This window comes from Pseudoalteromonas sp. S408, from assembly GCF_005886645.1.
GTDB lineage: Bacteria > Pseudomonadota > Gammaproteobacteria > Enterobacterales > Alteromonadaceae > Pseudoalteromonas.
On record NZ_PNDY01000038.1, the window covers coordinates 1 to 24714 of the forward strand.

Genomic DNA, 24714 nt, shown 5'->3' on the forward strand with positions numbered 1-24714 from the left:
CGAAGTAGCTTGGCTGTTAGAACTCAATCTGTACGAGTGCCCACACAGATGATTGCTTTATATTGTTAAAGAACGTTGCGACGTTGTCGCTAGGGATGCGTATAATACATCCTTTATTTTTCGAGTCAATACTTTGTTTTAAACTTTCTTTCGATGATTTAAAACTGAAGTTTTACTTAACTCTCTGAACCGGTGTTGCTTTGCTATGCTTCGGCGTTTCCCGTCTCAGTGGGGTCGCATTATAGGGAGATCCAAAAACAGATCAACACTTTTTTTAGATCTTTTCACTGTTCGAACAAAATTAGAACAAAAGTACAAAAAACCATGTTAAAACACGCTTAAATTGATGTTTTTTTACACTGCTCTTTATAATTTCATATAAATATCATTGCTAAGTTCGTTTAAGACGTTAAGATAGAAAGTTCACAATGTTAAATTAATGTTTATTTCCTGTTTATTGGTAGATCTAAAATGAAATTACCCGATCAAAAATCTTTTGTCTTTTCTGTTGTTATTGCTGTAGTTGGTTTTGTTATTGTTAAGTTCGCACTCGGAAGCTTAGAACTTGACCCTGCAATTGTATTTGCTGTTGGCCTGTTAGTAGGTGGGCTAATTATTGCTGCTATGTCGTCTGACGTTTTAGAAGAGGCCGAAGTGAAGACTAAAACACTTTACGTTGGTAACCTTCCTTACCGTGCAAACGAAGGTGTGGTTCGTGCTTTGTTTGAAGAGCAAGGTAAAGTATTCAACGTTCGTCTATTAAAGGATAAAAATACAGGCAAACGTCGTGGCTTTGGTTTTGTTGAAATGGCGCAAGCTGACGCAGACAATGCTATTGCTAACTTGAACGATAGTGAGTTTCAACAACGAACTTTAAAAGTACGTGAAGCAAAACAAAAACAAGAAGATGATGCTAACGCGCTTCGAACTCAGGCGGATCAATCAGTGTAACTAGCTTAACCGCCAGTTTATCACTGAACACATTAGCCGTTGCATAGTATTGCAGCGGCTTTTTTATATCTGATATATTTTGTGCTAATAAACCTAATTCGTCTAATAAATAACTGACCCTACTTGCTATTGCTACGCCGGAGTCCACCAGCTGAATACTATTTTCAAAGTATTCACAAATTTGTTTTGCAAGTATGGGAAAGTGTGTACATCCTAATATAAGTACGTCTACTTGCTTTTCAATATTCAAATCTTCAAGCACTGCATGCAATTTAATTGTATCTAAGCAGTCATTGAAAAAAAGCTGTTCCGCAAGGTTTACCAACTCAACACTACTATATAAGTTAACGATTACATTACTGGCATGCTGCGCTATTAGTGTTTTTGTATATGAACTCGCTATTGTGGCTGGTGTTGCCAGTAAAGCAATGTGATTTGAATGAGTTAATTCTGCTGCGGGTTTTATCGCTGGTACAACACCAACAATGGGTATATCTGTAATTTTGCGTACGGCACTTAATGCAGACGTAGATGCCGTGTTGCACGCTATAACAATTAAATCGACGTTTAGCTTGTTTAACTTAATAAAATGAATAAGCGAACACAAACGATTAATAATTGTTTGTTGTGTCTGAGCCCCATAAGGTAAGAAAGCATTATCCATGAAATAGCTATATTGAGCATTCGGGATACGTTGCTTTATATGTTCAAGTACTGTTGTGCCACCAATCCCTGAATCAAAAACCATTATATGCGCTGACAAACGACCGTTCCTATAATTAGATTAGAACGGCAGTTTGCCATGTGATTTTTGCAAAAGAAAGTAGTTTAAGGTTAAGGCTAAACTTCGTCTGCTGTTTGCTTTGCCGCGCTATTTAACTTATTAAGGTTTTCAAACATAGCTTTTGTATAATCAACCAGCTTATCTATCTCACTTTGGTCCTCATTGAGCCATTGCATGATGCCTGATAACTGATTTTGAATATCTAACTCGGCGGCTTTAGAAAATGCCTCTCGTAGATCATCATTAAAAGGCGCTATTTTATCTGCAATTACTTTTTCTGGGGCCGGTTTATTTTCTTCGTAACCTTTTATTGCAGCAACCGTTTTGGTTTGTCGTAAGTCCATTGAAAATGCAACTAGTTGCTCATTGCCTAAACTAAGCTCTTGCGCTTCTTCAAATGCCTGATCTAAATCACCGCTAAAAAAAGTTTTACTTACGTTTTGTAGGTTTTCCATCAACTCATTAATTGCTTCTTGCTCTTTATCATTAAGGTCGCCGTTAACTGACATTGAAAATGAAAGCTCCCTCGATTGTGATGATTCACTTACGAATGCCTCTCCTCCCTTACCACGTTGATAACTGCTAGCAGACTGAGATTTAAACGCATCGGCAAAACTAATTGTTACTTCATCGCCTTCTGCGGTTGTAAAGCTGTACTGAGCATTATTACTTAAACTGGCATACTGTGCTTGTGTTACCCCCACACTGGCGGGCATTGGGTTGAACAAATTATCTTCAAACTCATCAAGGCCATTGAAAATGCCTTCTTTTGATTTATTGATCCCCTCTTGGGTTTCATCGTTTAGCACGCCAGACTCTTTGAGCTCATCAACAGCGTCATCAATACCTATTTGAACCCCCTTACGGGCATCACTTAACATACCTTTTAATTTATCGTCATCGGCACCATCAGCTTTTGCTTTATTAACGGCGCCAGTGACAAAGTCGAGTACATTTTTAACAATTTCTTCAAAATCAAAAAGGGGTTTTTCTGCCTTTTTTTCTTGAACAGGTAAACCAAGCTGCTCTGCCATTTTATCGCCTAAGACTTTAGCAGCCAACTCTTTGCCTCGTTGCTGATAACTGTCTTGCGGAGACGTGATGGTAGGTTGTTGTACATCAGCTTTGTTATTGAATTTGTTTATATTCTGGCTTGGTATAAACCCATAGTTGCCTATTTTCATGATTCGTCTCCTGAGCGTGCGTACTTTATTATCGGCCAGAGCATAAAAAACTAAAGTAAACCGCGTAAAAAAACATCATTTATTCTTGCCAAAACTAGACAAATGCGAACCGCTCCCTACAATAGCGCCGATAAACAGATCTTAGATAAGGCAATAACGCGAATGGCAGTTATTAAAATAGATACCACACAGTACCAAGCGCAGTTAAGTGAAAAAGAACAGCGTATAACTTCACAGTTTCAACGTTTTGGTGTGGAGCAGCTAGAAGTGTTTAGCTCGGAGCCAATTAACTACCGCCAACGTGCCGAGTTTAGAGTATGGCATGATGGAGACGATCTGTTTCATATAATGTTCGATCAGCAAACTAAAGAAAAAATACGCGTGGATACGTTTGACCCTGCAGCACCGCTTGTTGGTGAAATAATGCAAGTAATGATTGAAAACCTTAAGCCATGTGAGGTTTTACGCCGAAAGCTTTTTCAAATAGATTACCTGTCTACACTCAGCGGTGAAATTTTAGTGAGCTTGCTTTACCACAAGCCGCTTGATGATGAATGGCTACGTGAAATTAAAGCGCTTAAGGCAAAGCTGAGTGAAAAATATAAGATAGACTTTATTGGCCGAGCACGTAAGCAAAAAGAAATGCTAGGTGATGACTTTGTAACAGAGCGATTAACTGTAAATGGCCAAGAACTCGTTTACCAACAAGTAGAGAATAGCTTTACGCAACCTAATGCGAAAGTAAATATAAGCATGCTTGAGTGGGCACAAGGTTTATGTAAACCACTTAAAAATGATTTACTAGAGCTTTACTGCGGTAATGGTAACTTTTCTATTGCACTAGCTGGCTCTTTTAATAAAGTACTCGCAACTGAGATATCTAAGTCATCTGTTTACTCTGCTCAATACAATATCGAGAAGAACAATGTAGATAATCTCGATATTATACGTATGTCGAGCGAAGAGTTTACTCAAGCGATGAATGGAGAACGTACTTTTTCTCGTCTAGATGGCATTGATTTAAAAAGTTACAATTGCCAAACCATCTTAGTCGACCCGCCACGCGCTGGTATGGATGAATTGACCTGTGATTTAGTGGCTAACTACGAAAATATTATTTACATATCGTGCAACCCTGACACACTGGAACGCGATCTAGATCATTTAACGCGTACTCATAACGTCAAGCGCTTTGCGATATTTGATCAGTTCCCTTATACACATCATATAGAATCAGGTGTGTATTTGCAGAAAAAATAACGGTGAGTAAAAACTTATAGGCACAAAAAAGCTCCTATAAAGGAGCTTTTTTGTATTCTTTTACTTACTTGCCAAGTAATTAATTAACTTGCTGATATCTTCAGGTGCCGTAACACCTGATTCACGGCCTAAGTTTAATTTATACTTACCGTTTACAATAAATGTTGGAACACCACGAAGGGCGCCTTTTTCTTTAAAGTACTCTTGGTCGCGTTTCATCTTAGAGCTTAATGTACGAACCGAAAAGCTTTTAAATAACTTATCAAATTTATCGCCATCAACACCTTGCGCAACGAACACATCTTTTACGTCAGCTAATTCGTTAAATTTAGCGCGTTTTGTGTGAATATGATTAAAAATAGCTGCAATAATTTTTTCTTTTTGCGGAAGTACTTCTGCAGTGGCTAATGCTTGGCTCATCATTTGTTGGTTTTCTGGGTTACGAACACCCACAAAGTCAACGTGACTCTTTTTAAACTTAACATTTTTATCAAGTTTAGGCTTAAATTCGCTGATCAATGACTCGTAGTTATTACACGCCGGGCAGTAAAAAGAGAAAAACTCTTTTACTTCTGGCTTTTTAGTAGCGCGTTCAGAAATAACATCGTAATGAACGCCTTCTTCATAGGTCGCCGCAAAGCTCGTTGCTGCCAGTGGTAATACTAATGCAAGTAACCCTGCTTTAAGTAGTTTAATCATACTTATACTCCAAAATTTATAATGCTAATAAAAACGCAATTAACTCATCAAGTTCTTGTTGGTTTTTTATGGTGTTAATGTTGATTTTGTATTTATCGTTAACGATAAAAGTAGGTACGCCAGTTAATGCACCTAATTTTGAATATTTATTTTGTTTGTCTTGCATTGCTTGTTCTGCGGCAATAATTGGCATGCTTGCAATAGCTTGGTCAAAAGTGTCGCTATCTATCCCGTTAACTTCCAACAGCTTTTTAAGATCTTTAACTTCTGTTAAAGGCACACCTTGAATATGAATGCTTCTAAAAATTTGGTCAGCTATATTTTGTGCTTGGCCTTGTTGTTTGGCAATTAAGTAAGCAAAGCTTAAGTTACTTTGTGCTTGTGGAGATACACCACCTAAAAAGTTAACGTGGCTTTTAACAAACTCAGTACCTTCCGGCAGTTTTTTTTCAATTGCTTTAGCCACTGGTTCAAATTTAAAACAGTGCGGACAATAAAATGAAAAGAACTCTGTTACTTGGGGTGTTGTGCTTTTTTCAGTTTTAATAATAGTGTATTGGTTATTAGCCTCAAACTGTGCAGCAAAGGCTGCAAATGGTAAACATAAAAGAAGTAGGCTCAGTTTTAATTTTTTAAGCATTAGTATCTCGTTGTACTCGTCATTAAATAATAATTTACGGCAATAATTTTAACGGCGGTTCCTGCAGAGCTGCAAGTTGTTCTTTAAGCGCTAAAATTTGTTGCTCCCAGTATTTGTCATCAGCAAACCATGAAAAGTTCCGCACGAAAGCAGGATCGCTCCACCTTTTTGCAACCCATCCCATATAATGAATAATACGCATTGCTCGCAGCGGTTCAATTAATTTGAGTTGAGCGTGGTCAAAATCACAGAATTCTTCATACGCCCCAACTAAGGTGTCTAACTGTAACAGTTGCGTTGGCCTGTCGCCACTTAGCATCATCCATAAATCTTGAATCGCAGGTCCCTGGCGACTATCGTCTAAATCCACGAACATTAACGCATCGCCGGCCCATAATATATTGCCTGCGTGGCAATCTCCATGTAAGCGAATACTATTTGTTTCTTGATACTGCTTTTGTGTCTGCTCAATTACCAAATCTAAAATAGTATAAAAAGCAGTGCTTAATCCCATTGGCACTAAGTTACTTTTTTGAAGATGAACTTTAGCTGTATGTAAATACTCATCACAGCTTATTGTTGGTCTGTAAGTAAATGGTTTTGTTTTAGATACTTGGTGCATTCGACCAATCAAACGTCCCATAACATCAAGCTGATCTAAATTATCTACTTCAAATAATCGCCCACCCACACTTGGAAAAACCACAAACATATAACCCTGGTGTTCAAACAAGCTTTGTCCGTTATGTAAAACAGGGGCTACAACGGGTACTTCAGCGTCAGCCAATTCAAAAGCAAAGTCATGTTCTTCTTGAATTTGTGCTTTACTCCAGCGCTCGGGACGATAAAACTTTACGACGTAACGAAGACCGTCTTCAGCCTTGAATTGATAAACTCTATTTTCATAACTGTTAAGCGCTAATAACCCAGACTCAGGATAAATGCCTATGGTTTCTATCGCATCGAGTATTAAATCTGGGGTTAAATCTATAAAGCTAAATTTGCTCATACTCTTCTTATATAAATTAAAAGCGGGCTAAACCCGCTTTTGTTATTGGCTATATGCACCGAATTAGAAAGTGCGACTTATCGCGCTCTAAAAAAATTACTCGATTGCGATATCGTTTCATCCGGTTCGTTAACTGGTGACAGCACAAAATTAAACTCTGTTATAGGCAATTTTAAATCATAAGGATCCATAACGAGTGACAAAGGTTCATTGTGAGATTGCCCTGCTTGAACCGTGAATACCTGCTTACCTATGTATTTAAAGTTTTCTAGCCCTATAACTTTAATATTAAAGGTTTGCTCATACTGCGCCTTATTGATTACCTTTAAGGTATATGTGTTTTCAACCAAGCCATTAAAGTCGACACGATATAGCTGATTTCGGTCACGGATAATATCAAAGTCCATAGGTTTACGCAGTGCAATATTTGTAACAAGTGCGCCAGTGAGCAGCACCAATATGACCGTATAACCAATAATTTTAGCTCGTAAAGGGTTGGTTTTATTTTCTGGCGTTTCAAGGTTACGTTCTGTGGTATATGAAATTAAACCGCGCGGATACTCCATTTTGTCCATTACGCCGTCACACGCATCAATACACGCACCACAATTAATACACTCAGCTTGTAAGCCATTTCTTATATCAATACCTGTAGGACACACTTGTACACATAAGTTACAGTCAATACAGTCGCCAATTTCTAAATCTTCATGGGCGACCTTGCGTGAGCGAGGACCACGGCTTTCACCTCGGCTTTCATCATAGGTTACTGTGTAGGTATCTTTGTCAAACATTGCCGACTGAAAACGCGAGTAAGGGCAAATATGCAAACACATAATTTCGCGCATCCAGCCGGCGTTACCATAAGTGCACACAGCAAACACTAAAATACTTACTAGTGCATAACCGCCAACATTAAAGGTTATAAAATCAGGGAGTAGCTCACTTATCGGTGTAAAGTAACCAACAAACGAAATAGAGGTATACAAAGAAAACAACACCCAGCTAGAATGCTTAGCCGTTTTTCGCCAGAACTTGTCAAAATCCATAGGGCGTTGATCAAGCTTTTTACGTTGATTTGCTGTGCCTTCAAGTTTTTCTTCAAACCAAATAAAAATGAAGGTCCATACCGTTTGAGGACAAGTATATCCGCACCAGACTCGTCCATAAAATGTAGTTACCAAAAACAGCGCAAAAGCCGCCAGCATGAATATAAACGCCAGTATGGTGAAGTCTTGAGGCCATAAAGTTAGACCAAAAATATTGTATTTTTGTGCTATTAAATCAAATAGCACGGCTTGCTGGCCGTTAAAGTTTATCCATGGCAAAACCATAAATGCGAGCATGCCTAAAAAACCAATACGTTGTCTTAATAATTGGTGAAGACCTTTTACAGCTCTAACATAAATGCGGTTACGGGGGTTAAATCTATCATCTTGACGGCTTAAATCCGGCTTTTGAATTTTTACCTCAACAGGAATGTTTTTTACTTTAATCTGTTTGTCCATCGAAGTTCCTCAACACCGCTTGGAAAATAAAAGCTGAGCACTAATCAAATGCTCTATACTCATAGTGTAGCAAGTAACTTGCTAAGTAAGACTAGTTTAATGAATCATAAATTAAATACTTTCAGATATTTCAGAAATATCTAACTTCTGGTAGTTATTATACCAATATTGGCTAAAATTACTGGTATTGATTGCTACTAATTTATTCATCTCAGTTACTTGCTTTTAAAGGGCAGTTTATTACACTGCTTGATTATTCAACCCTATTTAGATCAAGGTTTACGTATCCATGAAGAAGTTTATTATATTGATCATTGTGATCCTTGCGTTTTTTACCATTGATCATCCACTTATAAAAGAACCACGCGAGAAGCTATTAGGGGAAGGTGTTGGTTTTTTAAGTAATGCAAGTAAAGTAAATAGAAGCCCTGCTGCTAATTTAGCAAAAAACAGAATTAGTAATGAGCTCACACTCTCAGGCTCTGAAAAAGAGTATGTAGAAAAAACGTTTACCACTGATGACGCGGTTCAGCTATTTAATTTACGCTACTGTCGCGAACGTGACTTAAACCTTTACTTCTACGCTGACCGCTTAAATACAGTGTGTAAAATAGTGTCTGAATCACTCGAACAAAAGCGGGCTAAATAATGGACTTTTCTAACTTAAACAAAAAAACCAGTGATTCGTTTCACAAGCAACGTAATATGCTGAAACAGTTAGCGAAAGGTAAAACACTAAAATGCGAAAAGTGTAATTCGGTGCTCACACTCGATTTAGCCACCAGCGAAGTGGGTAAAGGCGCAGTAAAGTGCAAGCAAGGCTGCACAGATATTATTTTAGAACTTGGCGCTTAACTAATAACTAAAGCGCCAATATTAAAACGTTTAACGCTAACTACTCGTCCCAGCCTTCATCGTTATACAAACCACTATTAAGTGCTACTATTTCTACAAGCTCTGCAAAACCAAGTGCAAAATCTCCCATAAGGTCATATTGTTGCTCACACAACTGCATTGTGTTCATTGAATTTTGCGATGCGATTTGCGCGATAAGCTGTGGATCTAATGCAAAAAAGCTGAGGGTTGCTTGTGCGGTTTCTAAGGCCTCTTTGTACTGTGCATCTAACTGCGGTGATGTTAACAGCTTTTGCGTGTAAGCATTACTTGCTGTTAAAAAGCCTTGGCTCCAGTGCGAGCAAAATGCATTGTCGTACTGTGATGGCAGTTTATACCCTACTTCAAACACTTGCTCACTTATTTGATGGTAAAGCGCCATAAATAAAAACAGTGTTTCTTCATCTAATTCGTCTGCAGAATTATTGAGTATCACATCAACCCATTCGTGTACATCAAGAGGGTCGGGTGAACATATAACACCAAACAAATAACCTTGGCTTTGTTCAAGGGTCATGGCGTGAGGTTGTGTATTTAAAAATGTGCTGAGCTGCTTAGCATGCAGCTCAGTAAATTGCGGTAGTTGCATTAAAACTCTTTATATCAAAACATTAAAAATTGAGCGGGTAACGACCTTGGCTATCTGGTCGGCCTAAAAACTTAACCGCATCGTGAACATCTTTTGGTAAGCTAGCATCTGGTTTTACATACCCTGCCACGCTAAAGTCAAAGTTAGCTTTGAGAGTGGCATCGGCTTCAAGCCCAAGGGTGTTGTCAGGGTCGATTAATATTGCCACATCACCCGACTTACAACTTAAATTGCCGGCCAGAGGCCCTATATTAAACCAACCATTTAAACCTTGCACATCGATATTAGGACTCGCTATTTCACCCTTTAATGACTCACAGTAAGGAGCACCTGAGGTGTATTCATCAAGTTCCAGTATTACACGCCCTTTTGCCGTAACAGGCAAAGGTAACTGAACTCGTTGCATTGCTCGCTCTACCGTTGAGCGTACTAGACCATTCGTTACTTTTACGGTGTGATTAAACAATCCATAGCTGACATGTGCATACCCCGATATATCAGTACGTTCGCGAGCATTTCCAAACTTTATATTAGTATTTAAATTGCCAGTAAATAATGCCCAGCCAGCAATATCCCAGCGCACATTATTTAACTGTTCGCCATCAAAACGAACTTGCATTAATTGGCCTTGCCATACAGTGCCAACAGCAGGCCCTACTTCCAACTGCTTAGGAAGATATGGTTTTGCTAAATCAAGCGCGATAGTAGCGGGTAATTTAATGATACAAAACACAATAAAACTAATTAAAAAAACAGCCGATAATGTAATTATTCTTTTCATTTATTAATTCTCTAATACTAAACGGCTTACTCGTACATAACCCGATTTATCGTCGCGGCTTAAATCTAAATTTTCGATTTTTAAACCATGTTGATTCACTAATTCATCGAGCCACTCTACTAATTTATTAAACTCTACTGAGTCGAGCGTTAATCGCAGTGAACCATCACTAGGCTGCATTTTACTGATGTTGATTTGATAACGGCTACGGGTAGCATTAACCACTTGACTTAAATTTTGATTACTCGCAACACGCGTATTACCCGCTGCTTTTAGCTTTACTATGCTTTCGTCAACCCACACAAGTAAAGCCTGTTGCTTAATTTGCGATTGCTCTGCTTTTGTTATGGCATTATTCAATGGCCTAAATATCCCCATCACAAGAACAAAAATAACAAATATACCACCTGCAACCATAATAAGTTGCTGCTCTTGTTCTTTTAAAGAACGCCAGTATTTTATCGCTTGTGTTTTCATGCAGCACCTCGCAGTTTAATTTCACCGACCACAAAATCACCGTCGTTATTTAAAGAGCCTTGCTCTACTGTTAAGCCTTGCTGTTCGAGTATGGTTTTTACTTTACCAAAGGTTTGAAAATCTTTAGCACGTGCGCGAATACGTAACTCATTTCTGCGCTTATCGTAACGTAAGGTCTCTGGTGTGAACTCATTCACCTGCGAAAATACATCAACTAAATTAGTAGTAAGCTCTAAAAAGCCAGATTCATCAGAGCCTTGTATCCGGTCTAACGCGCCTTTAATCTGATTTTTTATCAAATTAGGATGCACTTTAGAACTGGGGAATGCTGCTTGGTATCGCTCAATCACTTGGTTTTTTGCTATATCGACTTGAGAATTAAGTTGTTGTAACTCAATTGCCTTTATAACTAACGTAGAACCCAGTGCAACAGCTGTAAATATCGCCGCGCCTTTCCAGTAACCCCACCAAAGTGCACTCTTCTTTTTAAGTTGGTAAATACCTTGGCGAAGATTAAATTTAACGCTATTTAATTGCTTAGCAAATAAAGCTAACGGGAGGTCATACTGACTTGTTTGTGCTTGTAAATTAGTTCCCTCTGGGAAGTTTTCTGCAGGACTAAAATGCTTGATTTCAGGGTTACCTAACGCAGTTAAATAACCTGATAGCCAGCTCGATTCAACCGCACTAATATGCCATGTCCCTTGCTTAAACAACCACTGCTGATTGAGCTCTATCGCACTTGCCTCTCCCTCACCTACAGGCGGTAACAGCAATGCATCTGGCAATATTTTATAAACAGACAGTCCATGCTCTGAAAATAAAGCGAGCCATTGCTCAAACCAGTCGCGATCGGTCATCGCAACCTGGATAGCATGTTGCTCGCCAACCATGGTTGCTTCGCCTATGGCTATATACAAATCGTCTACATCGCAGGCTATATCTTCTTCAAGCATGTAAGGGAGTGCTTGCTCTAACTTACGATTCCACTTTGTTGGTAGTGTTACCGTTTTTAATTGCACCTGATCGCTTGGCAATAAAACAACCACTTCTCTGTTGGCTGCTTTTTCACTTAATTCATTTAAATTGCTTGCACTTGGTAGCTCACCACTGGCTATTATTTCTTGTTCTTGTGGTGAATATACAAGCCAATTTAATCGTTCTTGTTGGGTTTGACCCGTACGGATCAACAATATTTCTGTCACTGTACGCCTCCAAATTTTCGCGCCAGTATCGTTACGTCGCCATCTTTGGCGTGCAGTAATGTGGTCATCGAAAAACGCAGTTCTACAAAGTTTGCCTGCGTTTGTAATTTAAAATATTCACTTTTAATACTAAATAAGTCTTTTACTGACTCAGTGTTTGTACCGCCTTGTTGCTGTACTTGTTCAAAAAACTCTTCTAAAGAATCAAAACCTGTTTGGGGTCTTGCTGCAATGACAGCCTCTGCAGCCGACAAACTTAAATTATCCATCAGCGCGCTTAGTAATAAAGCCTGTTCTGGTGCAATTGTATTAATATTAATTAAAAGCTGAGTGCTACCAGGAATAACACATACATAAGGCAGTACTTTTTCCATTACTAGTGGGTTAAAGCCTTTTACCAAGCGAAGCTCCGATGGTGATGCAAATAAACTATTTGCAGTCATATATGGAAACTTGCGAGATAAATACTCTCCTTCTTCAGCACCTGAACGATAAGTAATGCTATTTTCATCAAGCCAATCGAATACGCTGTCGGCCATTGCCTCTTCTGATTCATCCGCAGGTAAATCTTCTATATTTTCGAGCAAGGCAAACAGCGCTTTGTGTGCAGGGTTTGTTTTATCAGCGCTATTTGTATCGGGTTCAACCGCCAGTGCATTTAAATTCAAGCATGACTGCAAATCAGTAATTGAACCACTTAATGTGCCGTTATCAACTGGGTATGCTGCATTACCTTGTGTTGCCCATACTTGGTCAAGCGTTGTTTTATCTGGATCATCTTTCTTGCTTTGAATAAGCCCTTTAATCGCCAATTCTTCAGCGCCATAAGCATACCATTTTGCTTGTTGATGCCCTTGTAAATTAGTACTTTTTTGCACTTGTACCATTAAATTAGCACTCATTTCTACGGCTAAAATAGCAGCCAATGCAACAATAAATAATACAATAACGAGTGCTGCACCACGCGATGACTGGTTACCCATTATTTTTACTTCCCTGACCAGGAACTAAAAATACACGACGAATAGGTTCAGCCTCTATTTGCTGTAAGGTAACCGCAACGGCTTTTGGCAACGCTTTTACTTCCCATTGTTCTTGCCATTTATTGTCACTGTCTAAAAATTCAAACTTAAGTTCTTCGACGTTTTCTAACACTTGCTGTACGCGTGGCTCCATATTATCAAGCTGGTCAACGTACACACGGTATACACGCTCAAGGTTATCATCCATCACTCTGTACCCAACAGCCTGTAACTCAGACCGAGGCAGTAAATTTATTGGGTTTATCCAACCGTCTCTTACAAATACAATGCCGTCATATTGACTTTCAAGCACATAACGCCCCGCTAATAAATAGTATTCTTGTACGTCACCAGACTCGTTTCTTACCGCACGTTTAGTCATTTGGCTAAAATCTTGATCCATAAGCCTAAACGTTGTTTGCAAACCATTCAGCTCCGCTATTTTTTCGTCCGACGCGTCTTTTGCCTTGGTTGTGCTATCTAATATTTGATGTGTAGAAATAACAACGAAAGCTAAAATCCCCAGAGCAACCATTACTTCTAGTAATGTAAATCCGCGCTGTTTCACTTACTTTTTACCCTTATTTAAATACGTTGATAGCTCATAGACTGATTGTTCGTATTTTTCATCGATAAATACATTTATTGTTAATTTAACAAAACTTTTATCGGCGGTAGGAATAACCTCTTGTTGCCAAAACCATTCACCCCCCCCCATTACTTCACTACCACGTAAGTTGTTTTTACCTTGCCATTGCTCGCCTTTAACGCGCTGTTCAATAATGACATTTTCGGCAACCCAAGAAGCATATGTTTGCTCTTCAATGGTTGTTAAGTGGTGAATATGCTCGCCGGTCGCTTGCATTGCAGCAATACCTGCCATTGCACAAATGCTCAAAGCAACAAGCACTTCCAGTAAGGTAAAGCCTTTATTAAATATCATTACTCTGGCTCTCTTCTTAACTTCACTGGTGCTGTAAATTCACCCTCAATAAAATAAACAGGGTCACTTTGCTCTTTTAACTCAAGTATTAGCTGAAATGCGCTTACCTCACCCGACGATAAAATAAGTACTTGAGGTATTTTGAGTTTTTTAAGCTCGAGTAGGCTATCTTCTTCACCACCACTCATAAGCTCTCGCCAATTAGACTGTTCAAGAAGGTTATCTTGAGCCCATGCGAGATCCTCTAAGTTAAGGGTGAGCTTTAATCGCGGTTCTAACTCTATGGGTTTAAATAACTCTTCTCTGTCAAAAGTGACCCATTTTTCACCATCAAACACTAAGTACTCTAACGTGTTTTTTTCAACCAATAAACCAAGTTCTACCTGATTCAAAATTGCAAATTCTGAAGCCATATTAATGGTGGTATGCAACCTAAGCGCTTGAGTATCTAACTCATCTTCGGCGCCGCCGTCTAAACTGTATACCACCATTTTTGTTGCAAAAGCGATAACCACTAATACAACTAAAATCTCGATTAAGCTAAAGCCCTTTTTTTTATGTATTGATTGAAGACCTACGTTCATAGTAAGCCTTCAAAAAGTATATTTAGGGTAAGCTCAGTAACTTGACGCATTACTGCTTTTCTTCATCCCAGTTACCAATGTCGTCATCAGTACCGACTTCGCCATCTGGCCCCATAGAGAAAATATCAAATTTACCAATTTCACCTGGGCTTATTAGTAAGTACGTATTGCCCCATGGATCTTCTGGTAATTCGCTGATAAAGCCGCCATCTGGAAAACGCTTAGGAACAGGCTCTATAGACGTTTTAGTCACTAACGCTTCTAGGCCTTGCTCTGTGCTTGGGTAACTTTTATTTTTAAGCTTGTATAAGCTCATCGCATCTTCAAGCTGCTGAATATCTAAATGCGCTTTATCAATAGCAGCCTCTTCTTGTTGACCCATGATATTTGGCGCAACAATAGACATAATCATCCCGATGATAACCAGTACCACCATTACTTCTAGTAAAGAAAAACCTGATTGTTTGTTCACGTAATTACCTCATTATTCTAAAAACACTAAACAAAAATGGTTTAGGTAAAACCATTAATATATAAAAACTATTTAAATTTAGAGCCCAACCGCTTTGTTCATTGCCATGATAGGTTGCAAAATGGCCATCACAATAAATAAAACGATAACAGCCATGGACGCTATCATTGCAGGCTCTAATAACTTAAGCGATACATTAACCATGCTTTCAAATTCACGGTCTTGGTTATTCGCTGCGCGCTCTAGCATTTGTTCTAATTCACCTGATTTTTCACCGCTGGCGATCATATGTAGCATCATCGGCGGAAACAGTTTAGTTTGTTGCAAAGCGGCTCTAAGACTAGCCCCTTCACTTACTCTATCAGCTGCATCGGCTACCGACTTTTTAATTTTTTCGTTTACGAGTACATCGCCAGAAATGCGCATTCCTTCAAGTAATGGCACAGAGCTTGAAGATAAAATACTTAACGTACGAGCAAAGCGAGCGGTATTGATACCGCGAGCCACCTTACCAATGCCCGGCATATGCAGCACACGGTCGTCCCACCAAAAGCGCACTTGTGGTTTTTTTAATGCGTACTTAATGCCAATCGCAATGCCAGTGATAGCCAGTAAGCTAATAAACCAGTAATTTTGTACAAAATGGCTCCCAGCCATTACCCACTCGGTGGTCCAAGGTAATACTTGTTTAGTTTTTTCAAAGGTTTTTAGTATTTTTGGAACCACAGTACCTAATAATACCGACACGATACCAATGGCAAAAATAACTAAAATAGTTGGGTAAACCATAGCCTGCGTTATTTGACTACGCATATGCTGACGCTGCTCGGTGTAATCGGCTAAGCGATTAAGTACTTGATCAAGATGTCCTGATTTTTCCCCCGCAGCCACCATTGAACGATATAAGTCGTCAAACACATGAGGAAACTCACTCATACCATCTGCAAGGGTATAACCCTCAACAACTTTTGAACGAACCGACATTAACATACGTTTTAAACGTGGTTTTTCACACTGCTCAGCCACTGCCATAACCGCGCCTTCAACCGGTAATGCTGACTGAATTAATGTTGCTAACTGGCGTGTGATAAGCGCAAGCTCAGAAGTAGAAATACTTGGCTTAAAAAGGCTACCAAATAAAGGGGCTTTTTCACCCTTTACCTGTTTATCGCTTTGAGCCGCAGGCACAACCTCTAAAGGGGTTAAGCTTTTATCACGAAGAAGCTGACGAACTTGTTTGGCTGTATCGGCTTCTAAAATGCCTTTTTTTTCTTTGCCGCGACCATCTAATGCGCGATATTCAAACGCAGCCATTATTAGCCTTCCTCACGGGTAACACGCAGCACTTCTTCAAGCGTGGTTTTACCTGCAAGCACACGGCTGCAGCCATCTTGACGAATACTTGGACTATGTTTACGAATGTATTTCTCTACGCTTTGTTCGCCTTTACCGTTGTGGATCATTTCTCGAATTGTTTCATCTACAACAAGTAACTCGTGTATACCAGTACGGCCTTTATAACCATTAAAGTTACATTCTTCACAGCCTACCGCACGGTAAATTGTTGGCTTACTCTCAAATGGTACACCTAAAAGCTGACATTCACGTTCGTCTGCCACATGCCCTTCTTTACAGCTATTGCACAACGTACGCACTAAGCGCTGAGATAAAACCCCTAATAGCGATGAAGAAAGCAAAAACGGTTCAACACCCATATCTTCCATTCGAGTAATGGCACCTGAGGCTGTATTTGTATGCAGTGTAGACATAACTAAGTGACCAGTAAGCGATGCTTGAACACCTATTTGGGCAGTTTCAAGGTCACGTATTTCCCCCACCATTACCACATCGGGATCTTGACGCAGAATAGCACGTAACCCTCTTGCAAATGTCATATCTACTTTTGTATTTACTTGCGTTTGACCAATGCCTGGGATCTCATATTCAATAGGATCTTCAACTGTCAGGATATTACGATCGCGCGAGTTTATTTGGCTCATGCCCGCATATAGCGTGGTACTTTTACCAGACCCCGTTGGCCCTGTTACCAAAATAATACCGTGTGGCTTGCTAATTAGGTCAGCAAACAACTCACGGTTTTTTGATGTCATACCTAAATCTTCAAGGTTTAGGCGGGCATTGTTTTTATCAAGTAAACGCAATACTACTCGCTCACCAAAGCTTGATGGCATAGTTGATACACGCACGTCTACTGCACGCCCTGCAATACGCAGGCTAATACGGCCATCTTGCGGAATACGTTTTTCAGCTATATCGAGTTTTGCCATTACCTTAATACGTGAAACAAGCAATGAAGCCAGTTTACGGTTCGGTTTTAATACTTCTTTTAAAACGCCATCAACCCTAAAACGAATAACAAGCTCTTGCTCGAACGTTTCAATATGAATATCTGACGCGCCCTCTTTTATTGCCTCGCTAAGCATGGCATTAATGAGCTTAATAATAGGCGCATCATCATCGCCAGCTAATAAGTCTTCAGTTTGCGGGAGTTCATCCGCTAAAGAAAACAGATCAACTTCGTTGCCAATATCTTCCATCATTTGCTGCGTTTCAGAGCTATCGCGTTGGTAGGATGACTCAAGTAAAAGTTCAAATTTATCATCATCAAGTGGCTCTAATTTAAAACCATGACCTGCAATTCGGCGAACTTCTAACAATACATCTAAATTAAGGTCACCGCGGTAGTATACCGTCGTTTGCTCTTGGTATTTACTGAGTAAAACACCCGCACGTCGTGCGTATGAAAACGGTAAACGTTTTGCTGGCAACTCAACGAGTACATCATCAGCTAATAGTTCATCTGTACTATGCGTATTAGGATGAACCACGTCTTGGTTTATCTCTTGTATCGCATTAGTCATCTTTACGCTCTTGTGCATTTTGTTTACGTAAATGCTCTTCATAAGTTGGCGGAAGTACTAACTCATCATTCCACTCAGGCAATACAGGAGTATCGGTCATTGGCATTAAATCAATACCATCTTCCTGCTGCTTAGTCTGTTCACCACGGATAAAGTTATATTTGTTAAAACTTAACTTATTCATGCTCACCCCATCACGGATGATCGTAGGGCGGATAAACACGATTAAGTTGCGCTTACGACGAGTTGTGTTTGTTGATCTAAATAAGTGCCCTAATACAGGAATATCTCCTAATAATGGAACTTTAGACACACTTTCTTGAACGTCTTCATCGATTAAACCACCTAAAACAACCATCCCACCATCATCAGCAATAACCGTTGTTTTAATAGCGCGTTTGTTCACTGAGATATCAACCGCGGTTGCACCGCTTACGCTTGATACTTCTTGCTCAATGGTAAGCTGTACCGCTGAGCCATCGTTAATTTGTGGCGTTACAATAAGTTTAATACCCACTTCTTGACGCTCAACCGTTTGAAATGGGTTGCTATTGTTAGTGCCCGTTTGAGATCCGGTAATAATAGGTACTTCTTGACCCACTAAAATAGAGGCTTCTTCGTTATCCATGGTGGTAATTGAAGGCGTTGCCAAAATATTTGAGTTAGTGTCGGTTGCTACAGCCTGAATAATTGCGCCCCAGTCGTTTTTTACAACGCCCAGTGCTAAACCATTAATACCACTAAGTAATGATGCAAGCGGACCGTAGTCACCCTCTGTCGTTTCTGTGTAAGGTGTAACCGTGCCAGACTCTGTACCTATAATTGTTTTAGTTACTGTTTGATCTGCAGCCTGTTCTGCTGCAACAGCTAACGACCCAACAGGTACCGTTGTACCATTATTAAATTGCAGCATGCCGCCTTGCTCTGAAATCCATTGCAAGCCTAAGTTAACGCCATCGCCTTCCATCACTTCAATGATAATGGCTTCAACTAATACTTGTGCACGACGGATATCTAATCGTTCAATAACGGACTCTAATGAACGCATAGTATCGGGCTGTGCTGTGATAATTAATGAATTAGACTCTGGGTGTGCCTCAATGCTAGTTTCGTTGTTACTACGCGAACGCGTTTTAGTTGCGCTACCTTGAGCTTCCTCGGTTAACGTTTTACTTACACCCTGAAGTACCTTAACTAAGTCTTCCGATTTGGCGTAATTTAAATAAAATACTTTAGTGTTACCTTGGCTTTCAAGCTCACCATCAAGGCGCTTAATTAACTCAATTGCACGTGTGCGGGCTTGCCCTTCACCACTTACAATTACACTGTTGGTACGGCCGTCGGCTACGACTTTAGGAATCAAAAATTCAGGGACACTCCCTTTACCGCTGTCTTTGTAGATATTTTCTACTACAGAGACTACGTCATCAGCCGTTGCGTATTTAAGCTTTACAATATCAACACGCTTATCACCTGCTTGGTCAACTGAACGAATAATTTCTACTAAGCGGTTTACTGACGCAGCATGACCAGTCAACATCATTACGTTTGCAGCGTTAAAGTTAGCAACGTGCCCGCCGTCTTTCTGATCGCTAAATTGACGAACTAATGGTCCGAGCTCTTGCACGCTTACATTTTTTACGCGTACAACGCGGGTAATCATCATATCGCCCGATGCAGAACTGTTTTCGGTAATTAGGGGAACATTTGACTTTTTAGCATCAGAGCTTTTTTCTACTTTAATAATGCCATTATCCATTTCAACAGCTGAATAGCCGTAAACTTCTAATACATTTAAAAAGAATTGATAGTAAAGATCTTCATCCATTAACTCATAGCTACGTACATTCACTTTGCCACGCACGTTAGGATCTATAATCACCGTTTTATTAAGGTTTTTACCAACAATATTAATAAACTCGTTGATATCAGTACCCTTAAAATTTGCTGCATATTCAACTGCAGAAACAGACAAAGATATACTTGCCGCCAAAAAAAGTGCTGCGTACTTAGCTAACCCTTTTTTAATTTTTGTGAGGTGTAGCACCTGAACCATTATGTTAAAACTCCAAAGCTAAGTTATTGCAGGCTAAATTGCACATCTATTTGCTCACCATCACGCTCAATAGTGATAGTAGCATCGGTGCTATTGCGCAGCTCATTAATGGCTGACATGGCCTGTTTTAAATCTGTTAGTTGATAGCCGTTAATAGAAACAGCTAGATCGTTATTTTTTAATCCCATTTGCTTAAATAGTGCAGGCTCTTTTCCCGGACTTAAGCGATAACCAATTAGCTCACCGTCACTCATTGCTTGAGATACACGTATGTAATCAAAAAGCTTACCGGGTTCTTCTAATAATTCTTCACGTGTTTCTATAATGGCTTCTTTTACTTCTGGGTCTGCAGTCGCATTTATTAGTTCTTCACTTTCTTCTAATCGTTGCGGCCCCATTTCTTGCTCATCTTTTGCAGCGAGCACCGGCATAGAGACTGTTTTGGTGAAATCAAGTCCATCAAGCATTAGCGTTTCAAAACGAGCATTTACACTTAAAATGACACGGTCAGGAAGTATTTGAGCTACTTTTGCGCGCGTCCCAGATACAACTTCATCTACAAGGTAACTAACCTGCTTGCCCTGTGATTCAATAATTGCAACGCCTGCTTTATCATCATTACTTACAGCCACTATGCCTGTTAAGTTAATACTTAAACGTGTTTCAGGGGCATTATTAATAACTTGTGATTGTTTTGCAGTATTAGCGCTGTTTGTTACCGTTTTTTTACCAAACAAAAACTGTTCAACAATACGTTGCGCAGAATTATTACTTGCTCCCGATGACTGTGCTGTAAACTGAGTGGGGGTAAGTAAAGTTATTTGAGGTTTAGGCCATAATAGCCAAACCAGTTTTGATAACAAAAATGCAAGGTAAACAACAACTAATAGCGTGACTAATGCACTTAATTTAGCATGCGGCAATCGAGTTAAAATGTGTTTTAGTCGTTGAATTTGCTGTTCCATAAATAGTGTTCTTTTTTAATTTACTGCGTAAGCGCGTCCCCATAGTACCCTTTCATTTTTCATTCAACAAGCACACTAATATTAAACTTTGTAAACAGAATGAATAACTTCTATTTACTTGAACAAAAAAGCAACACCCACTGTAATACCTTCATCCTAGATAGATTTCGTGGTAAATTTTAGATAATAAATTACTGCAGGTACAAATACGTTATGAGTAAAAAAAGCAATAGTAATAAAGACTCTGACCTCATAGATAATCTAAAAGTTCGATTAGATAAATGGTTGTGGGCAGCCCGCTTTTATAAAACACGTGCTATAGCAAGGGAAATGGTACAAGGTGGTAAAGTGCATTATAATGGACAACGAACAAAGGCGAGCAAAATAGTCGAGGTTGGTGCGGTAGTGAAACTCGCTCAAGGTGTAGATGAAAAGATAGTGACTATCATCAAAGTGCTTGAAAAACGACAAAGCGCCCCCATTGCTCAGACCTTGTACCAAGAATCTGATGCCAGTATTGCTAAACGCGAAGAAAACAGCATCGCACGTAAAAATAACAGTTTTTTTGCGCCTCATCCGGATAAAAAACCCGATAAAAAGCAAAGACGCGAACTTTTAAAAATGAAATTAAGTTAGGTATAGCCGCTCATGCAACAAGATTTACTTCACCGTTATTTATTCAACGAACTAGATGTTCGTGGCGAACTCGTTCAAATCGAGAGTGCCTACAATGAAATGATTGCCAACCATAATTACCCCGCCCCTGTAAAAGCATTACTAGGTGAGCTATTAGTTGCCACTTGCTTACTGACAGCTACATTAAAATTTGAAGGCGAGATAGCCGTGCAACTTCAAGGCGACGGACCAGTTAAATATGCAGTAATAAATGGTGACGATAAACAAAATATGCGTGGCATTGCTCGTCTACAAAGTGAGGTGACAGGCAGTACCGTCAAAGAATTAATCGGCAATGGCTATATGGTTATTACTATTACCCCAGACAAAGGTGAACGCTACCAAGGTATAGTCCCTTTGGAACACGACACGCTTAGCGAATGTATTGAAAGTTACTTTGAGCAATCAGAGCAATTAAAAACTCGTTTATGGTTTGCGACTAATACAACCGAAGGCAGCGCCAAAGCATGTGGTTTATTTTTACAGGTACTGCCTGTTGATAAACAAAAGTCGATTGAAGATTTTGCCCACTTAGAAGCACTTAGTAATACGATAAAAGATGAAGAGTTATTAAACCTTGATGCAAATACAATTTTAACTCGTTTGTATCATGAAGATAACCCACGCGTTTTTGAACCGCAAAGCATACGTTTCAAATGTGGCTGTAGTCGTGATAAAACAATCACCGCATTGGTTAATGTAGGACAACAAGAACTGCTCGATGATGTAGCAAAAAACGGCAGCGTTAATATTAACTGCCATTACTGCTTAAAAGAATATGCGTTTAATGAGCAAGACATTAAAAGCATTTTTAATTAAAAACCCATCTCAGCTAATCCGACTGTATAAAGCCGTAAAATATGCGGTTTTATATTATAAAAAGATGATACCGGTGTCATAAAAAGTGACATTTAATGACACCGGTATCATTGAAATTATTCATGTTTTTTTGCAAATATATGTGTTTTTAGAGGCTTTACAGGCTCGAATATCTCAAAACCTTCTGTTACTATCATTACAGCTAAAGGGCACTATTTACCCAGAGCTATCCCGTTCAAACTCTCACACATAGTTAGGTATAAACATGATTACAAGCGCTACACGTTTTGTCGATTTAACCGCAGCTGAACTTGTCGAGCATGCGATCCGCCGTGGCGAAGGAACTCTAGCCGCAAATGGTGCTTTCGTAGCAATTACAGGAAAACGAACTGGTCGTTCACCTCGAGATCGTTTTATTGTACAAGAAGCGACAACACAAAATGAAATTCAATGGGGCAATGTAAACCGTCCTTTTGATGCTGACAAATTTGATGCTTTGTGGGCACGCGTAGAAGCACATGTGCAAAGTAATGACCACTTCACCTCTCACCTAGAAGTTGGCGCAGACCCAGAGCATTATTTACCTGTAGTTGTTACAACAGAAACTGCATGGCATCATATTTTTGCCAAAAACATGTTTATTGAACCTAAAAACTATAACGCTTCAAACTTACCGCAGTGGCAAGTGATGAACGTACCTTCGTTTGTATGTGAGCCAGAGCGTGATGGTACTAATAGCGATGGCACCGTAATTATTAACTTTGCACAACGTAAAGTATTGCTTGCGGGTATGCGCTACGCCGGTGAAATGAAAAAATCGATGTTCTCAGTTCAAAACTTCTTATTACCAGCTAAAGGTGTATTACCAATGCACTGTTCGGCTAACGTTGGTGAAGCTGGCGACACAGCATTATTCTTCGGTTTATCGGGTACTGGTAAAACAACGTTATCAGCTGACCCAACTCGCTTTCTAATCGGTGATGATGAGCATGGTTGGGCACCTGGGAGCGTATTCAACATCGAAGGCGGCTGTTACGCAAAATGTATCGACCTTTCACAAAAGAATGAACCTGTTATTTGGGATGCAATCCGCTTTGGCACTATATTAGAAAACGTGGTACTTGATGATAAAGGTGTGCCAGACTTTAATGATACAAGCTTAACTCAAAATAGCCGCGCAGCTTATCCGTTAGAACATGTTGAAAAACGTAAAGTAGAAAACCGTGCTGGCGAGCCGAAAGCTGTTGTATTTTTAACATGCGATGTAAGTGGCGTATTACCTCCTGTATCTGTACTAAGTGAAGAAGCCGCCGCGTACCACTTCTTAAGCGGATATACAGCAAAAGTAGGTTCAACTGAAATCGGTTCAACAAGCGATATAGAATCTACATTCTCAACCTGTTTTGGGGCACCGTTCTTCCCGCGTCCTGCAGGTGTATACGCAGAACTTCTTATGAAACGTGTTCGTGAGTTTGGTGCTAAAGTTTACCTAGTGAATACTGGCTGGACTGGCGGTCCTTACGGTATCGGCAAGCGCTTTGATATACCAACTACACGTGCTGTAATTGACGCCATAGTGTCTGGTAAATTGGCCGGTGTTGAGACTCAACATATAGATGCGTTGAACCTAGACGTACCCGTTACAGTTCCAGGTGTTGATAGCAACCTTCTAAATCCTATAAATACATGGGAAGATAAGGCTAAGTATAATGAATATGCAGCGAAATTGGCTGCTGACTTTTCAGAAAACTTTGCGAAATACGACGTATCTGACGACATTAAAAATGCAGGCCCTAAAGCTTAAAATTCACCTTTAGCCTCATAATTAAAACGCCAACCTTGAGTTGGCGTTTTTGATTCTAATGTTTACCTCAGCGACTAAGTTTCTTTGATAAATAACCGAATACATAGCATAGAACACTCCCACAACCACAAGCCAGACTGTTGAGGATCTCAGACATATAAAGTATTACTCTTTCGAGTCGAATTTTCTTCCATTTAAAGTAGGTGAGCAGCTTATAGCAATGACGTTGTACCCTGCGCTAAAGATCCGCATAGCTAATTCTGCGCTATCATCGGGTAATCTATTAGATCACTAGAACAATGTTCACAAAGAGGCGCTTCGCTTAAGAGAAGAAAGTGCTGAATATTATACTTTTTTATAGACGTAAAAAAGCCCGGCTCTTTAGAGTCGGGCTTTCTTGTATTTGAAGTCGGTGCGCTACGCAGCAGAATGTTGTGATACCCACCGCGGTGGAGAGTCACAATGAAGTGCTGCACTATCATCGCTCAATGCATTCGATAGCCAAAACACT

Annotated in this window: 26 protein-coding genes; 7 read left to right on the forward strand and 19 right to left on the reverse strand. The window is 39.6% G+C overall.

From position 1 onward, the window contains the following. The first annotated feature begins 471 nt into the window (after nt 1–471). Nucleotides 472–951, forward strand: coding sequence for an RNA recognition motif domain-containing protein (locus tag CWB62_RS18200; RefSeq protein WP_058405221.1), 480 nt, complete (start codon nt 472–474; stop codon nt 949–951). Here CWB62_RS18200 and murI read toward each other — a convergent pair. Continuing rightward, nucleotides 914–1714 (reverse strand): glutamate racemase, encoded by an 801-nt coding sequence (gene murI / locus CWB62_RS18205; RefSeq protein WP_138530772.1) that lies wholly within the window; start codon nt 1712–1714, stop codon nt 914–916. The two genes, CWB62_RS18200 and murI, sit on opposite strands and share 38 nt — an antisense overlap. A 77-nt stretch (nt 1715–1791) precedes the next feature. Then, on the reverse strand, nt 1792–2919 hold the full coding sequence (locus CWB62_RS18210) for a DUF5610 domain-containing protein (RefSeq protein WP_138530770.1): 1128 nt from the start codon (nt 2917–2919) through the stop codon (nt 1792–1794). A 162-nt stretch (nt 2920–3081) separates the two neighbouring features. Here CWB62_RS18210 and trmA point away from each other — a divergent pair, with 162 nt between their 5' ends. Next, nucleotides 3082–4179, forward strand: coding sequence for a tRNA (uridine(54)-C5)-methyltransferase TrmA (gene trmA, locus CWB62_RS18215; RefSeq protein ID WP_138530768.1), 1098 nt, complete (start codon nt 3082–3084; stop codon nt 4177–4179). 60 nt (nt 4180–4239) lie between these two features. Here the strand turns inward: trmA and CWB62_RS18220 are convergent, their stop codons facing one another. The 4 genes from CWB62_RS18220 to ccoG all read right to left on the reverse strand — a co-directional run bounded on the left by CWB62_RS18220 (nt 4240) and on the right by ccoG (nt 8035). After that, nucleotides 4240–4878, reverse strand: coding sequence for a thiol:disulfide interchange protein DsbA/DsbL (locus tag CWB62_RS18220; protein WP_058405225.1), 639 nt, complete (start codon nt 4876–4878; stop codon nt 4240–4242). 16 nt (nt 4879–4894) lie between these two features. Then, on the reverse strand, nt 4895–5518 hold the full coding sequence (locus CWB62_RS18225; protein ID WP_058405226.1) for a thiol:disulfide interchange protein DsbA/DsbL: 624 nt from the start codon (nt 5516–5518) through the stop codon (nt 4895–4897). A 34-nt stretch (nt 5519–5552) separates the two neighbouring features. Then, nucleotides 5553–6527, reverse strand: coding sequence for a serine/threonine protein kinase (locus tag CWB62_RS18230; protein ID WP_138530766.1), 975 nt, complete (start codon nt 6525–6527; stop codon nt 5553–5555). A 77-nt stretch (nt 6528–6604) separates the two neighbouring features. Next, entirely contained in the window at nt 6605–8035 is a 1431-nt protein-coding gene (ccoG, locus tag CWB62_RS18235) for a cytochrome c oxidase accessory protein CcoG (protein WP_138530764.1), read from the reverse strand. Nucleotides 8036–8324: 289 nt separating this feature from the next. On the opposite strand from ccoG, the gene CWB62_RS18240 reads away from it, so the two are divergent. Beyond that, nucleotides 8325–8684: a hypothetical protein gene (locus tag CWB62_RS18240; protein WP_138530762.1), complete on the forward strand. Its 360-nt coding sequence runs from the start codon at nt 8325–8327 to the stop codon at nt 8682–8684. Then, nucleotides 8684–8890: a hypothetical protein gene (locus CWB62_RS18245; protein ID WP_138530759.1), complete on the forward strand. Its 207-nt coding sequence runs from the start codon at nt 8684–8686 to the stop codon at nt 8888–8890. The genes CWB62_RS18240 and CWB62_RS18245 overlap by 1 nt, the downstream gene beginning before the upstream one ends. Nucleotides 8891–8930: 40 nt before the next feature. Here CWB62_RS18245 and CWB62_RS18250 read toward each other — a convergent pair whose 3' ends face one another. From CWB62_RS18250 to gspC, 13 genes are all read right to left on the reverse strand, one after another. Then, on the reverse strand, nt 8931–9518 hold the full coding sequence (locus CWB62_RS18250; RefSeq protein WP_138530757.1) for a UPF0149 family protein: 588 nt from the start codon (nt 9516–9518) through the stop codon (nt 8931–8933). A 22-nt stretch (nt 9519–9540) separates the two neighbouring features. Next, on the reverse strand, nt 9541–10299 hold the full coding sequence (locus tag CWB62_RS18255) for a type II secretion system protein N (protein ID WP_058405232.1): 759 nt from the start codon (nt 10297–10299) through the stop codon (nt 9541–9543). A 3-nt stretch (nt 10300–10302) separates the two neighbouring features. Further along, a complete protein-coding gene (locus CWB62_RS18260; RefSeq protein WP_058405233.1) occupies nt 10303–10776 on the reverse strand; it encodes a type II secretion system protein M in 474 nt (157 codons plus the stop codon). Continuing rightward, nucleotides 10773–11981 carry a type II secretion system protein GspL gene (gene gspL, locus CWB62_RS18265; RefSeq protein ID WP_058405234.1) on the reverse strand — a complete coding sequence of 403 codons (1209 nt, stop codon included), beginning with the start codon at nt 11979–11981 and terminating at the stop codon, nt 10773–10775. The genes CWB62_RS18260 and gspL overlap by 4 nt, the downstream gene beginning before the upstream one ends. After that, nucleotides 11978–12964 carry a type II secretion system minor pseudopilin GspK gene (gene gspK / locus CWB62_RS18270; RefSeq protein ID WP_058405235.1) on the reverse strand — a complete coding sequence of 329 codons (987 nt, stop codon included), beginning with the start codon at nt 12962–12964 and terminating at the stop codon, nt 11978–11980. The genes gspL and gspK overlap by 4 nt, the downstream gene beginning before the upstream one ends. After that, nucleotides 12957–13571, reverse strand: a complete 615-nt coding sequence (gspJ, locus tag CWB62_RS18275; protein ID WP_138530755.1) for a type II secretion system minor pseudopilin GspJ — start codon at nt 13569–13571, stop codon at nt 12957–12959. The genes gspK and gspJ overlap by 8 nt, the downstream gene beginning before the upstream one ends. Beyond that, a complete protein-coding gene (gene gspI, locus CWB62_RS18280; RefSeq protein ID WP_138530753.1) occupies nt 13572–13946 on the reverse strand; it encodes a type II secretion system minor pseudopilin GspI in 375 nt (124 codons plus the stop codon). After that, the gene (locus CWB62_RS18285) at nt 13946–14530 is read right to left on the reverse strand and encodes a prepilin-type N-terminal cleavage/methylation domain-containing protein (RefSeq protein WP_058405238.1); all 585 of its coding nucleotides are present in this window, start codon (nt 14528–14530) and stop codon (nt 13946–13948) included. The genes gspI and CWB62_RS18285 overlap by 1 nt, the downstream gene beginning before the upstream one ends. A gap of 49 nt (nt 14531–14579) precedes the next feature. Next, on the reverse strand, nt 14580–15002 hold the full coding sequence (gene gspG / locus CWB62_RS18290; RefSeq protein WP_006794634.1) for a type II secretion system major pseudopilin GspG: 423 nt from the start codon (nt 15000–15002) through the stop codon (nt 14580–14582). Between the two features lie 78 nt (nt 15003–15080). After that, nucleotides 15081–16316: a type II secretion system inner membrane protein GspF gene (gspF, locus tag CWB62_RS18295; RefSeq protein ID WP_006794633.1), complete on the reverse strand. Its 1236-nt coding sequence runs from the start codon at nt 16314–16316 to the stop codon at nt 15081–15083. A gap of 2 nt (nt 16317–16318) precedes the next feature. Continuing rightward, nucleotides 16319–17884 (reverse strand): type II secretion system ATPase GspE, encoded by a 1566-nt coding sequence (gspE, locus tag CWB62_RS18300; protein ID WP_138530750.1) that lies wholly within the window; start codon nt 17882–17884, stop codon nt 16319–16321. Further along, complete coding sequence (gene gspD, locus CWB62_RS18305; protein ID WP_058552112.1) at nt 17877–19940, reverse strand: type II secretion system secretin GspD; 2064 nt, start codon at nt 19938–19940, stop codon at nt 17877–17879. The genes gspE and gspD overlap by 8 nt, the downstream gene beginning before the upstream one ends. A gap of 23 nt (nt 19941–19963) precedes the next feature. After that, nucleotides 19964–20905, reverse strand: a complete 942-nt coding sequence (gene gspC / locus CWB62_RS18310; RefSeq protein WP_058405242.1) for a type II secretion system protein GspC — start codon at nt 20903–20905, stop codon at nt 19964–19966. 213 nt (nt 20906–21118) lie between these two features. Between gspC and hslR the strand changes: the two genes are divergently transcribed. The 3 genes from hslR (at nt 21119) to CWB62_RS18325 (ending at nt 24203) form a co-directional block, all read left to right on the forward strand. Next, nucleotides 21119–21541: a ribosome-associated heat shock protein Hsp15 gene (gene hslR / locus CWB62_RS18315; RefSeq protein ID WP_058405243.1), complete on the forward strand. Its 423-nt coding sequence runs from the start codon at nt 21119–21121 to the stop codon at nt 21539–21541. Nucleotides 21542–21553: 12 nt separating this feature from the next. Next, entirely contained in the window at nt 21554–22399 is an 846-nt protein-coding gene (gene hslO / locus CWB62_RS18320) for an Hsp33 family molecular chaperone HslO (protein WP_058405244.1), read from the forward strand. A gap of 265 nt (nt 22400–22664) precedes the next feature. Next, nucleotides 22665–24203 carry a phosphoenolpyruvate carboxykinase gene (locus CWB62_RS18325; protein ID WP_138530748.1) on the forward strand — a complete coding sequence of 513 codons (1539 nt, stop codon included), beginning with the start codon at nt 22665–22667 and terminating at the stop codon, nt 24201–24203. Nucleotides 24204–24714 lie beyond the last annotated feature (511 nt).